The 13,724-nt window shown below is 32.3% G+C and carries 10 protein-coding genes and 3 pseudogenes; 9 read left to right on the top strand and 4 right to left on the bottom strand.

The features are described from left to right. The first annotated feature begins 187 nt into the window (after nucleotides 1–187). A complete protein-coding gene (locus tag P5P87_RS24005; protein ID WP_278020853.1) occupies nucleotides 188–1,258 on the top strand; it encodes a branched-chain amino acid aminotransferase in 1,071 nt (356 codons plus the stop codon). A 58-nt stretch (nucleotides 1,259–1,316) separates the two neighbouring features. Here the strand turns inward: P5P87_RS24005 and P5P87_RS24000 are convergent, their stop codons facing one another. Beyond that, a complete protein-coding gene (locus P5P87_RS24000) occupies nucleotides 1,317–1,697 on the bottom strand; it encodes a pyrophosphohydrolase domain-containing protein (protein ID WP_198856490.1) in 381 nt (126 codons plus the stop codon). Between the two features lie 415 nt (nucleotides 1,698–2,112). On the opposite strand from P5P87_RS24000, the gene P5P87_RS23990 reads away from it, so the two are divergent. The 4 genes from P5P87_RS23990 (at nucleotide 2,113) to P5P87_RS23975 (ending at nucleotide 4,762) form a co-directional block, all read left to right on the top strand. Continuing rightward, a complete protein-coding gene (locus P5P87_RS23990) occupies nucleotides 2,113–3,300 on the top strand; it encodes an SRPBCC family protein (RefSeq protein WP_198856491.1) in 1,188 nt (395 codons plus the stop codon). 78 nt (nucleotides 3,301–3,378) lie between these two features. Next, nucleotides 3,379–3,921: an RNA polymerase sigma factor gene (locus P5P87_RS23985; protein ID WP_198856492.1), complete on the top strand. Its 543-nt coding sequence runs from the start codon at nucleotides 3,379–3,381 to the stop codon at nucleotides 3,919–3,921. 33 nt (nucleotides 3,922–3,954) lie between these two features. Next, the gene (locus P5P87_RS23980) at nucleotides 3,955–4,374 is read left to right on the top strand and encodes a hypothetical protein (RefSeq protein ID WP_278020852.1); all 420 of its coding nucleotides are present in this window, start codon (nucleotides 3,955–3,957) and stop codon (nucleotides 4,372–4,374) included. Nucleotides 4,375–4,405: 31 nt separating this feature from the next. After that, nucleotides 4,406–4,762 (top strand): sensor of ECF-type sigma factor, encoded by a 357-nt coding sequence (locus P5P87_RS23975; protein ID WP_340696598.1) that lies wholly within the window; start codon nucleotides 4,406–4,408, stop codon nucleotides 4,760–4,762. A 174-nt stretch (nucleotides 4,763–4,936) separates the two neighbouring features. On the opposite strand, the gene P5P87_RS23970 is transcribed toward P5P87_RS23975, so the two are convergent. Then, a complete protein-coding gene (locus P5P87_RS23970) occupies nucleotides 4,937–5,998 on the bottom strand; it encodes a WD40/YVTN/BNR-like repeat-containing protein (RefSeq protein ID WP_198856495.1) in 1,062 nt (353 codons plus the stop codon). Nucleotides 5,999–6,300: 302 nt separating this feature from the next. Here P5P87_RS23970 and P5P87_RS23965 point away from each other — a divergent pair, with 302 nt between their 5' ends. From P5P87_RS23965 to P5P87_RS23955, 3 genes and pseudogenes are all read left to right on the top strand, one after another. Continuing rightward, on the top strand, nucleotides 6,301–7,542 hold the full coding sequence (locus tag P5P87_RS23965) for a hypothetical protein (RefSeq protein ID WP_278020851.1): 1,242 nt from the start codon (nucleotides 6,301–6,303) through the stop codon (nucleotides 7,540–7,542). Nucleotides 7,543–7,672: 130 nt separating this feature from the next. Then, a pseudogene (locus tag P5P87_RS23960) lies at nucleotides 7,673–9,654 on the top strand (KUP/HAK/KT family potassium transporter). A 138-nt stretch (nucleotides 9,655–9,792) separates the two neighbouring features. Continuing rightward, a pseudogene (locus P5P87_RS23955) lies at nucleotides 9,793–11,008 on the top strand (RsmB/NOP family class I SAM-dependent RNA methyltransferase). Nucleotides 11,009–11,237: 229 nt separating this feature from the next. Here the strand turns inward: P5P87_RS23955 and P5P87_RS23950 are convergent. Continuing rightward, nucleotides 11,238–12,283, bottom strand: a pseudogene (locus P5P87_RS23950) (AMP-binding protein). A gap of 4 nt (nucleotides 12,284–12,287) precedes the next feature. Further along, nucleotides 12,288–13,220: a CPBP family intramembrane glutamic endopeptidase gene (locus tag P5P87_RS23945; RefSeq protein ID WP_278020850.1), complete on the bottom strand. Its 933-nt coding sequence runs from the start codon at nucleotides 13,218–13,220 to the stop codon at nucleotides 12,288–12,290. A 116-nt stretch (nucleotides 13,221–13,336) separates the two neighbouring features. On the opposite strand from P5P87_RS23945, the gene arsC reads away from it, so the two are divergent. Next, a complete protein-coding gene (arsC, locus tag P5P87_RS23940) occupies nucleotides 13,337–13,681 on the top strand; it encodes an arsenate reductase (glutaredoxin) (protein ID WP_278020849.1) in 345 nt (114 codons plus the stop codon). Nucleotides 13,682–13,724 lie beyond the last annotated feature (43 nt).

The following is a 13,724-nucleotide window of genomic DNA, read 5'->3' as shown; positions in this document are numbered from 1 at the left end:
ACCAATCAAATATTTGAGTTTATTATAGGATAAATAAATCTCAATCAAAACCATTAAATAATGAATTTTCGCTAAGCATTTTACAGATTTTTACGTAATTTTGCATTCAATAAATTCCATTTTACACGATATCATCACTTTAGTATTTCTGACAGTGAAGAATATCTCACAAAAAACTTACATAACTATGAGTACAACTCAAACAAGCAAAATTGAAATCATTAAAGCTACTTCTACAAAAATCAACGAAGTAGATTTTGACAACTTAAGTTTTGGTGCTGTATTTACAGACCATTTATTCGAATGCGATTTTAAAAATGGGCAATGGCAAAATCCTGTCATTAAGCCTTATGCTCCTATTTTAATGGACCCGTCATCAAAAGTCTTCCATTACGGACAAGCAATTTTTGAAGGAATGAAAGCTTATAAAGATGACAATAATGATGTTTGGTTGTTTAGACCAGATGAAAACTTCAACCGTTTCAATAAATCGGCTGTAAGAATGGCAATGCCAGAAGTTCCTGAAGCTATTTTTATGGATGGTTTAAATGAATTATTGAAATTAGATAAAGATTGGATCCAAAGAGGAAACGGAGCTAGTATGTACATTCGTCCATTTATGATTGCTACAGGTCCTGGAGTTATTGCAAATCCTTCTGACGAATATAAATTTATGATTTTACTTTCTCCTGCAAAAGCATATTATGGAGGAGAAGTAAAAGTTATCATTGCTGAGCATTTCAGTAGAGCCGCAAATGGTGGAATCGGTGCTGCAAAAGCTGCCGGAAACTATGTCGCTCAGTTTTACCCAACTAACTTGGCGAACAAAGATGGTTTTCAACAAGTTATCTGGACAGATGATGCAACACACACAAAATTAGAAGAAGCTGGAACAATGAACGTTTTCTTCAGAATTAATGATACTTTATTAACTGCTCCAACAAGCGAAAGAATTTTAGATGGTGTTACCAGAAAAAGTTTAATTGCAATGGCAGAAAAAGAAGGATTAAAAGTTGAAGTTCGCCCAGTAATTGTTTCAGAATTGGTTGAAGCCGCTAAAAACGGATCTTTGAAAGAAATCTTCGGAGCAGGAACTGCTGCAGTTATTAGCGTTATCAAAGGATTCTCTTACAAAGACGAATACTTCGAAATGGCTCCAATCGAGAATTCTTATGCTTCTTTCTTAAAAGAAAAATTAACAAATCTTCAAAATAAACTTTCTGAAGACACTTACGGATGGACAGTTAAAGTTCAATAATTCCAAAACCATTATAAAAAAGAAACCCGATAAATTTACTTTTATCGGGTTTTGTTTTTTAGAATAATTTAGAAAAATCTGGTTTAAAATAATTTGGACCTTTCATCACTTTTCCATCTTCGCGGTAAATTGGCTGACCATCTTCTCCTAATTTACTCATATTACTGCGCTGGATTTCATCAAAAACTGCTTCAATTTTATCTTGAAGTCCGTGTTCTATAATTGTTCCGCACAAAATATACATCATATCTCCAAGAGCGTCTGCAATTTCAACTAAATCATTATTCTGAACCGCTTCATAATATTCCTCATTTTCTTCCTTCATTAAATTATAACGAAGTAATTTCTTTTCTGCTCCTACATCAGCCTTTGGTGTTGTGCTGTGGCCAATTCTAAAAGCAGTGTGGAATTCTGTTACGGCATCAAGTTGTTTTTTCATATAGTAGTTTTCTTTTTTTGCTAATTTAAGTCACTTTCTTATAAATCTGAAAATTTATTGAATGAAATGAAAAGGCAATTTAGCAACAAATCGTTTACAAATCTCTAAATTTGCTAAAAATTTTTATAACTATGTTCAGTCAAGGTCAAATACTATTTGGAGTATGTTTTTTTATCGCTTTTGTAATCATCATGATATTTGCTTATCGAAAAGATTTGAAATTACATAAAGTCTTTTATAAAGGGAATTACAAAGTACTCCTAGCCTTTCTGCTTTTTATTGTCCTTTTGTTCGTAATTAAAATATTTTTAAAAAGATAAATTATTCTGGTTACCATAAAATAAACCTAATCATTATGGGTTATTAGTAAGACTCATGATAAATTTATAACTTTACCGAAACCAAACAATCTACCATGAAAATTCTAAAGTATTTATTTCTTTTTGCACTTTTAAGCTTTGTTGCTCTTACTGTTTTTGTTGCTACTCAGAAAGGAGATTTTTCTGTAGAAAGAAGTAAAGTTATCAATTCGCCTCGCGCAACGGTTTATAACTACTTAAACGACTTTAGAAATTACGAAGATTTTGAATCATGGTCGGTTGAAGATCCTTCTATCAAAATGACTTATGCTAATAAAACAAGCGGAAATGGCGCTACATTTTATTGGGATGGTGTTGATGGAAAAGGAAATTCTATTATTCTTAAAACAAAAGACGGCGAAAGCATTGACCAAAAAATGCAATTTGATGGTACAGAAGCTAATGTAAACTGGACTTTAAAAGATACTTTGAACGGAAAAACAAAAGTTACTTGGAAAGGAAAAGGAACAATGAGCTTTTTGTTTAAAATATATACCGCTTTACATGGAGGTTCAGATAGAGTTATTGGAACTATCTACGAAAAAAGCTTAGCCAATATTGATAAAAACCTAGACTACGAAACCAAAACTTTTGCCGTTACAGTAGACGGAGTGGTAAAGAAAACCGAAACTCCTTATATCAAGCAGACTTTTACTAGCGAAATTTCTAAAATAAGTAAAAATGCTAGAATTGTAATTCCGAAGCTTATTCACTTTAGTGAAACGAATGGTTTGTCTGAGGCAGGAAAACCTTTTATCATTTATCATACTTACGATACTAAAACTGGTTTGGCAAAGATTTCAATCTGTTTGCCTATTAACAAAGAAATTTCAACAAGTTCAGGAAGCGATATTTTAGCTGGAAAATTAAATGGTTTCGACGCTGTAAAAACAACTCTTACTGGAGATTACTCTCATAGAAATGAAGCAATAGCTAAAACAACTGCCTACATTAATAACCAAAAAATTATTCCAGATTTAAGCTGGTCGCATCTTGAAATCTTGACTCTAAGCAAATTGGATGTAAAAGCTTCATCCAAATTGGTAACTGAGATTTATTTCCCTATAAAACCTAAAGTAGTTCCTGTTACTGCTGAGCCTGTTTACGCTCCAGAAAACACTAGTGAAACTCCAAGCGAGCCACGCACAGAACAACCACGTACAGAGCCTGTAAAACGTAAACCTGCTGCGCCAGCACCAGCTCCTACGCAAACACCTACACAAGAAGAAGACTCAGAATTTTAAATAATTTCGAAGGTACATTAAACCTTTTCCTTTAAATTCTGTCTAACTTCTATTAAAAAAGTTTACAAAACAAAAAGTTTGATAGACGAGAAAGAATTTATAAAAGAATTATTAAACCCTGAAACGCAAAATATTGCGTTTCAAAAACTCTTGTCTGATTATCAGAAACCTTTGTATTCTCATATTCGAAATATTGTTTTGAATCATGATGATGCTGATGATGTTTTACAGAATACTTTTGTAAAAGTCTTTCAAAATCTTAAAAACTTTAAAGGAGAAAGCAAACTTTTTTCTTGGATGTATCGCATTGCTACCAACGAGGCTTTGACTTTTTTATCGCAAAAAGCGAAATTAAGCGGCATTTCGTCTGAAGATCTGCAAAACAAAACGATTGATAATTTAAAAGCGGATCTTTATTTTGATGGAGATGAAATTCAAATCAAACTTCAAAAAGCAATTGTAACACTTCCAGAAAAACAACAATTAGTTTTCAAAATGAAATATTTTGAAGAATTGAAATATGAAGAAATCGCAGATATTTTAGGAACATCTGTTGGAGCCTTAAAAGCATCTTATCATCACGCAGTAAAAAAAATTGAATTATATGTTACATCAAATTAAACCTTTTGTAACTAAAACTATCTTATAAGTATTATGAAAACATTTAAATTAGAAAACGAACCCAAAATAAAATCCGGCTTTAAAGCTCCGGACAATTATTTTGATGATTTTTCAGAGAAGGTTTTACAACAATTAAACGAAAAAGAAGTTAAGGTAATTCCTTTTTACAAACGCAAAAAAACAATTTCTCTGGCTGCTGCTGCAGTAATTGCTTTTGCATTACTAATACCAATTGCAAACAATTATAAAGCTAGCGTAAACGATCTTGACGAAGCTACTTTAGAAAACTATTTATCTTATCACTCCAATATAAGCCAATACGATTTAATTCAAACATTAGACGACAGTGACATAGAAAAATTAGGTAACAATGTTACTCTAGAAGACGAAACACTAGAAGATATCTTAGCTGCAAGTCCAAACATAGAACACTTAATTTCAGAACAAAATTAAATCAAACTTAACTCAACAACTTAACTTAGCAATGAAAATAAAAAACATTTTACCGCTACTACTATTTCTGACAAGTATTTCATTTTTTGCACAAAATGGAAAAATTGATGAAAAGCGAGAAAAAATCAAAGCTTTTAAAGTGTCATTTTTAACAACAGAATTAGAATTAACTTCAACCGAAGCCGAAAAATTCTGGCCAATTTATAATGCTTACGATGACAAGCAATATGAATTAAAGTATCTGAAAATGAAAACTTATATTAAACAGCTTAAAGATGAGAATCTAAAAAATCTTTCAGATAAAGAAGCAGCGACATTATTATCTCAAATAGAGAGTACTGATAAAGAAATATATCAGCTTCGAGACAAATATATGAGCAGACCTTAAAAAAGTACTCCCAGCAAAGAAAATATTATTGCTTAAAAAATCAGAAGACGATTTTAATAGAAAGTTACTGCAACAATACCGAGACAAAGGCAATAAAGATTAAACTTAACGATACAACAGCGATAAGAACCCTATATAATAATACTTGCTTTATTATTTAGGGTTCTTATTTTTTTATTTAAAATTAAGTCGAACCACTTTATTATGTCCTGCTGCGATTGCAGTGTTCCTATTCACAAAACGAATGGTAAAAAATCCTTTATCGGTAGAAAGCTGCATCCAGTTTTCTCCTCCATTTTGAGAATATTGTATTCCTTCAGAGCCTACACAAACAATTTCTTTTCCATTACCTCCTGGAACATATTGCACACATGATGCATAGCCAAATCCCATATTCTGACCAATTAATTGCCAAGTCTTGCCACCATCTTTTGTAAAAGCTTTATTATTGGCTTTATTATTAGGAAGATCGTAATCTCCTCCTGCAACGAAACCTTGTTTAGAATCATAAAAATCGGCCGTAAAAATTCCTGTCATTTGTTTTCCCTGCACAATAGGAGTTTCTACAACTTTCCATGTTTTTGCTTTGTCGGGAGAATAAAAAACACGTGCTTTTTTTCCACCTGAAACTAACCATGTATCATTTCCTTTTATAACGATGTTAGTGTTACTTGCCGCAAAAGCTGCTTCTCCTGTGCTATTTGTTGGCAATTTATCAGACAGTAATTTTGTCCAAGTTTCTCCACCGTCACGTGTAACTATAATAGAAAAAGTATCCTCTGTCGGATCGCCAATTGCAATTCCTTCCTTATCATTCCAAAACTGCATGCTATCGTAAAACACTTTCGGATTAACTTCTTTATACACCAATTTAACTTTGCGGTCTTTCTTTGAAACGGAATAAAGAAGAGCTGGATTTGCCACACTCAACAAAAAAATATCTTTTGAAGTTTGTGCTATACTTCTAAATTCTAATTTAAGTGTATCGCGGTAAATATGTTCTTCAAATTTTTCTTTTTTATCCAAATCATAATAACCAAAACGAGAATTATCAGCCCCGTACCAAACTTTATTTTTGTCAATTAGAATTGCTCTAATACTAATTCTGTCTTTAAATAATGTATCTATTGTCATTGAAGTAAAGCCATTATTGTAAACAACGTCAGTTTTATAATTAAATGTCCTAAAAGACATCAATAAAATAAAAATAACACAAAATAAAGAGAGTTTTTTCATAGGAAACTTAAAATTTGGTTAACGCTAAAATACAATTAATTCCAACATAGAAAATTAATTTTCTCATTTTTTTTGACAAGAATATTTGTTATTTCATTTACAGATCTTTATCTAAAAAAAACTCAAAGACATTTCAACAAAAACACAAAAACCTATTAATCAATACTTTAAAAGCAATATTTTAGTACATAAATTTTATGGCACAGTAATTGAATATCTCATAACACAAATAATTTAATACAAATTAGCCATGAAAGCGAATTTACTTTTAATAGCGATATCAGCCTTAGTTTTTGGTTCTTGTGCTTGCACAAGGTCAAACTACTGTTTATGCAAAAAACTCAGATATAAGCGATAACTTAGATTTAAGAGCTGTTGCTTCGATGTTTGGAGAATCAGCTAACCTTCAAGATTTTGAAAGACGTTTAAATGACCCTAAATATCAAATATCAAACTTAGACCTTAATGGCGATAACGAAGTAGATTATCTTCGTGTTATTGAGAGCGTTGAAAACAGAACGCACGTTGTAATTATTCAAGCTGTTTTAGATCGTGATGTTTATCAAGACATTGCAACTATTGATGTTGAGAGAGACAATTACAACAAAGTAAGTGTTCAGGTTGTAGGTAACACCTATTTATACGGAGCAAATTACATTTATGAGCCTGTTTATAGTGTGGTTCCTGTTATCTATTCTTCTTTCTGGGTGACCAATTACAGACCATACTGCTCAACTTGGTATTGGGGTTATTACCCAACCTACTATAGAGCATGGAATCCGTATCCAGTTTACAGATATAGAAATAATGTAAATGTTTATATTAACGTAAACAACCATTACAACTATGTAAATGTTAGAAGAAGCTATTCAGCTCCTGCGATTTATGAAACAAGACGTAGTTATGGTTACGAAAGAATGCGTCCGAACTATAGCTTTGCAGAAAGACATGCTAACACAACCAACAGATATGATTTAGATCAAAGACGTGTTGCAAGCAGAGAAACTAGCAGAAATACATATAATACAAACAGAAATTATACAGGTAGAACTTCTGATAACGGAATTTCTAACAGATCATACGCTGATAATAAAAACACAACAAGCAGACCTACTGTAGACAGAAGCAACAATAGCTACGGTAATAGCAATAGTAATAGAGGTTACAACTCTACTGGCAGAAGTCCTGAAAATGTAAACATCGAAAGAAACACAACTGGCCGCGGTTATTCTAATAACGCAAATAATACTCCAAGAGTAGAAAGCACTCCAAGAGTTCAGAATACGCAAAGAGCAGATTACGGAAGCACAAATTCTTCTAATACATCAAGAGGATATTCTAATCGAGAAGCATCTGCTCCAAGAGTAGAAAGAAGCTCAAGAAGTTATTCTGAAAACCAATCTGGCAATTCAAATAGAGACTATTCTGCTAGAACACAACAAAGTCAGCGTTCAGAGTCTCCAAGAATAAGCCAAGAATCTAGAGGCGGACAAACCCAAAGAGAAAGTGGTTCTAGTTCTAGAGGAAATGGAAGAAGAGGTTAATTTTAGAATAAATAATATTTAAAAAGAGAAGCACAATTTTACGATTGTGCTTTTTTTATCTTTTTAATTTTAAATGCCTCTAATTTGTTTTAAAACAGTAAATTTGCAACCGTCTTTTTATAAAATTAACATGAGCGCATCGCATAAAAACTTACATAGTAAGTTGTCTATTGGGGGTTTATTAATTACTTTAGGGATTATATATGGAGATATTGGAACCTCTCCATTGTATGTAATGAAGGCTATATTAGGCGATCACACGATAAATGCTGATATTGTTTTAGGAGGTATCTCTTGTGTGTTCTGGACCTTAACATTACAAACTACAATTAAATATGTACTTATTACTTTAAGTGCAGACAACCACGGTGAAGGAGGAATTTTTGCATTATATGCATTAGTCAAAAAAACAAAAATTCAATGGCTCATAGTACCCGCCATTATTGGAGGAAGCGCACTGCTTGCTGATGGGATTATAACTCCGCCTATTTCGATTTCATCTGCTGTAGAAGGAATTAGAGCGTTCTATCCAACGATGGAAACACAAACCATTGTATATATCGTAATTACAATTCTATTCGTTTTATTCACCATTCAGCAGTTCGGAACTAAATTGGTTGGTAAATTCTTTGCCCCAATGATGTTGATCTGGTTTGCCATGTTAGGAACCTTAGGAGCAATTCAGGTATCGAATTATCCAGAAGTAATTAAAGCAATTAATCCATACTACGCTTATCATTTATTATCAATACACCCTGATGGTTTCTTCGTTCTAGGTTTCGTATTCTTATGTACAACTGGAGCAGAAGCATTGTATTCTGACATGGGACACTGTGGTAGAAAAAACATTAGAATCAGCTGGATGTTTGTAAAAACGACTTTAGTTTTAAACTATTTCGGGCAAGCGACTTATTTAATTCACCATGAAGGAAGCACATTACAGCAATTAGGTGGTGAAAACGGAAACCCGTTTTACTTAATTATGCCACATTGGTTTTTACCATTCGGAATTGTAGTTGCAACTCTTGCGAGCTGTAATTGCATCTCAAGCACTTATATCTGGTTCGTTTACTTTAATTAACGAAGCAATGCGATTGAACTTCTGGCCAAAAGTAAAAATCAAATATCCAACAGAAGTAAAAGGTCAATTATACATTCCATCAATCAACTGGTTATTGTTTTTTGGTTGTGTTGGAATCGTTTTACATTTCGAAAAATCAGGAAACATGGAACACGCATATGGTCTTGCTATCATTTTGTGTATGATCATGACTACTATACTATTAAATTACTACTTAATCATGAAACGTGTAAAACTGTACTTCATGGTACCGTTGATTACTATTTATTTATTGATTGAGTTTAGTTTCCTTTTCGCTAATATTACCAAATTTGCAGAAGGTGGTTATGTAACACTAATCATTGCCAGTATGCTAATTTCTGTAATGACAATTTGGTATTTGGCTAAGAAAATCAACAAAAACTACACGAAAGTGGTTAAGGTTGACGATTACAAACAAGTTCTTGTTGAGTTAAGCCAAGATTTATCAATTCCGAAATATGCTACGCATTTGGTTTATATGACCAACGCTAATCGTGTAGATGAACTAGAGGAAAAAATCATTTATTCTATCCTTCAAAAACGCCCAAAAAGAGCAGATATTTATTGGTTTGTACACGTTAATATTTTAACAGAACCTTATAAAACGCAATACAAAGTAACAGAAATTGCTAAAGACGATATTTACAGAATTGACTTTAATTTAGGTTTTAGAGAGCCAACCAAAATCAATTTGATGTTTAGAGAAGTTATCAAAGACATGGTAAAACGTGGCGAGGTAGATATTACCAGCCGTTACGAGTCTTTAAACAAAAACAATATTATTGGAGACTTTAAATTTGTATTGTCTGAGAAATTCTTATCGAACGACAATGATTTAAGATGGCATGAAAACATTATTATGAATTCTTATTTCTTCATCAAAAAACTGAGTTTGTCTGAAGAAAGAGCTTTTGGTCTAGACAGCAGACTCTGTTAAGATAGAAAAATTCCCAATGGTGCTTCATGCTCCTGAAAATATTGGATTAACGAGAATTATTTCTAAAGAGTAAAACTCAAAAAAAGATATTTCTAAAAAAACACTCTAAATCAGAGTGTTTTTTTCTTTTAGTAGCAGTCTGAACAAGATTCGGTATTAAAAATTTAACTTTCAACCAATTAATACTACCTTTGCACTTCAAATAAATAAAATGAGATTACACAGAAATTTAGTTTATACTACCATTGACTCTTTAAATGCAATTTTCAACGAAGGAGAATATGCAGATAAAGTGGTAGCAAGAGCATTAAAAAAAGACAAACGTTGGGGAAGTTCTGATAGGAAGTTTGTTGCTGAAACCATATACGAAATTGTTCGCTGGAAACGTTTATATGCTGAAATTGCAGAAGTAAAAGAACCTTATGACAGAGACAATCTATGGAGAATGTTTGCTGTTTGGGCTGTTTTACGCGGTTATCCAATTCCAGATTGGAGACAATTGGAAGGAACTCCTGAAAGAAAAATTAAAGGACGTTTTGACGAATTATCTAAGACTAGAGCTATCAAAGAATCTATTCCAGATTGGATGGATGAATTGGGCGTGAAAGAACTTGGAGAAAAAGTTTGGGCAAAAGAAATTGCGAGCACAAAATCAGCCTGCAAAAGTTATCTTGAGAACCAATACTTTAAAAGGAACTAAAGAGAGTCTTAGAAATACTTTAATGGACTTAAATATTGAAACAGAATATTTAAAAGACCAACCAGAAGCTCTTGTTTTAAAAGAAAGAGCGAATGTATTTTTAACAGATGCATTTAAACAAGGTTTATTCGAAGTTCAAGATGCCAACTCACAATTGGTTGCAGGTTTTCTAGATGTAAAACCAGGAATGCGAGTTGTAGATACTTGTGCAGGAGCAGGTGGAAAAACATTGCATATGGCTTCTTTAATGGAAAATAAAGGGCAATTGATTGCAATGGACTTGTACGAAAGCAAATTGAAGCAATTGAAATTAAGAGCGAAAAGAAATGGTGCTTTTAACATTGAATACAGAATCATCGATAGCACAAAAGTGATCAAAAAATTACACGAAAAAGCTGATCGTGTTTTGATCGATGCGCCTTGTAGCGGATTAGGTGTTTTGAAAAGAAACCCAGATTCTAAATGGAAATTACAACCTGAGTTTATTGATAACATCCGTAAAGTACAGAGTGAAGTTTTAGAAAACTATTCTAAAATTGTAAAACCAGGAGGAAAATTAGTTTATGCAACTTGTTCAGTTCTTCCTTCAGAAAACCAAGAGCAAGTAGAGAAGTTCTTGAAAACAGAAATCGGACAGCAATTTACTTTTATTGAAGATCGTAAAATGTTAGCTTCAGAATCTGGTTTTGATGGTTTCTATATGGCTTTACTGGAACGCAAAAAATAAATTCCAAATTATTTCGGAATACTTAAAATAAAAAAATCCAAATTCCAATCTTAAAACTTGGAGTTTGGATTTTTTTTAATTCCATATAGCTTTCTCATTTCGACGTAAGGAGAAATCTTCGTTAGAAATTCCACAAAGATTTGTCTATTGGAGCGGAGTTACTTGCGAAGATTTCTCCTTACGTCGAAATGACAAGATTACGAAAACTTGGGATTTAAAAGATTGGAATTTAATCTTGTAAAGTAGGTTTTCGCAACAACTTTCCGTTTTCGTTTTCTTTGAATTTAGAAACAAAAACTATTTCTTTTGGTTTTTCATATTTCCCTAAAACGTCAAAGAAATCAGGAGCAAATTCTTGTTTTTCTCCTTCAATAACCAAAACCAATTTTTCACCTAAAGTAGTATCTGGAAGTCCGGTAACGAAAAATCTATTCGCAATTTTTCCGATTAGTTTAGCTTCAATCTGTTCTGGAATTAGCTTTACTCCTCCACTATTAATTACATTATCTATTCTTCCTAAAAATTTGAATTGTCTTGCTCATTCAATAATTCAACCAAATCGTTTGTAACAATTGGCTCATCTGAAATTGTTGCCACATGAATAACCAGACATTGACGATCGTCTTGAGATATTTTCACATTTGGAAGAATCGAAAAAACTGAATCACCTAAACGTTTTGCGGCGATATGTGTGATCGTTTCTGTCATTCCATACGTTTCATAGATTTCTGTTTTAAGTGGCAATAATTTTTCTTCTAAAGCCGAATCTAATTTTGCTCCACCAATAATCAACTTTCGCACTTTAGAAAGTCCTTCAATAGAATTCTGAACTTGAAGTGGCACCATCGCAACAAAATCGTAAGTAGTACTATTTAAAGCCAACGGATGGAGATTCGGTGAAACAACATCCAATTCTAATCCCAAAATTAAACTTCTCACTAGCATCATCTTTCCAGCAATAAATTGAGTTGGAAGACACAATAACGCTTTATCTCCTGGCTTTAAATCAAAAAAATCGCCAGTTGCCAATGCCGATTGTATCATTGCTTGTTTCTGTAATCTGACTAATTTCGGAAGTCCTGTTGTTCCAGAAGTAGTCATTTCGATGTAATCTTTTTTATCAAACCAATCCAAAAAGAACTCTCCAATAGATTGTTCGTAAGCATCTCCTTCTTTGATAAAACTATAAGCAACACGACACAAATCTTTTGCATTTAAATGATACCCATTTAGTTTGAAATAATTGTGAACGTTATTTTGAGTTAAATTTTGCATATTCTTAAGCTTTTAATTCGACATTATTAATGTTTCCTGTCAATCTTTCTTTCCAATTTGTCCATCCGTATTTTTTACTAAAAATAAAAAGTAAAATAGGATAAATAACTACAACAGGAAGAATTACATCTATTCCTGCTGAAGGTTCTGAAAGATCTTTAAATATAGAATTGGTTTGAAAAACAGTCCAATCTGAGGTAACCAATAATGCACCTACAAGATTATTTGCGGCATGAAAACCGAGTGCCAATTCCATTCCTTCATCCATTAATGTTATAATACCTAGAAACAATCCAGTTCCTATATAATAAATCATAATAATATTTCCCATTTTGCCAACTTCTGGATTTGTCCAGTGCATTGAACCAAATATAACAGAAGTCATTAAGAGCGGAAACCATCTGTTCTGAGCCAAATTGGCAAATCCCTGCATTAAGTATCCTCTAAAAACATATTCTTCCGTACTCGTTTGAATCGGAATTAAAATAAATCCTAAAATGACTAATATTAAAAAAGGCACTAACTTAAATTGCAATACAAATTGCTCTGGAGACCTTAAATAGACAAACAAAAAACTAAGCAATGAAAAAAATGCCCATAAAAAGAAAGAAAACCAGATTCGTTTCCAATCTACTTTAGATCTTGAAGTGGTAATCGACAATAAGGTTTGATGATGAATAAATTTTACAACAAAATAAATCCCTGCAAAAGCAAAAACAAAAGAAATCATAACCAAAAAAAGCGTGGTATTTGAATCGAACATGGTCATAATGCCCTCGTTGGTAGTCGGAAAAGCAATATGCTCTGTAAACGTTTTATAAAATACAGTCGCTGAAATTGGAATTTGCCCAACAAAAGATGCCGAAATAATAAATACAGATCCTAAAAGATATTTCCAAAATTTATTTTCAGGTTTAATCCCTTGCTCTAAAAACATAAATTTAAAATTTTAAAAAATGAGAATTCAAATTCGATAAGTTAATCTTACTTTTGATATTGCAAAAATATCTCTTTTTTATTTTAAGAATATTTGAAACATCTAAATATAACAAAATGATACAAATTTACCATAATCCGAGATGCGGAAAATCAAGAAACTGCCTTGCTTTTATTGAAAAATCGAATCAAGATTTTGAAATCATACCTTACTTAACCGAAACTCCAACTTTTGAACAGCTTAAAACATTATTGGGACAACTAAACCTTGAACCAATTCAGCTTATTAGAACCAAAGAAAAAATCTGGATCGAGAATTTTAAAGGCAAAACTTTGAGCAATGATGAGATTATTAATGCAATGGTAGAAAATCCTATTTTAATTGAACGTCCGATTGTCGTAAAAGACGGAAAAGCCATAATTGGCCGTGATCCTGATTTAGTTGCTTCTTTTTTAGATTGATTCTAAAATATCTTATTAACATTTTTTTGTGATTTCTCTCTTT

Source organism: Flavobacterium ginsengisoli, from assembly GCF_029625315.1.
Classification (GTDB): domain Bacteria; phylum Bacteroidota; class Bacteroidia; order Flavobacteriales; family Flavobacteriaceae; genus Flavobacterium; species Flavobacterium ginsengisoli.
This window is presented reverse-complemented; position numbering and strand designations above follow the sequence as displayed.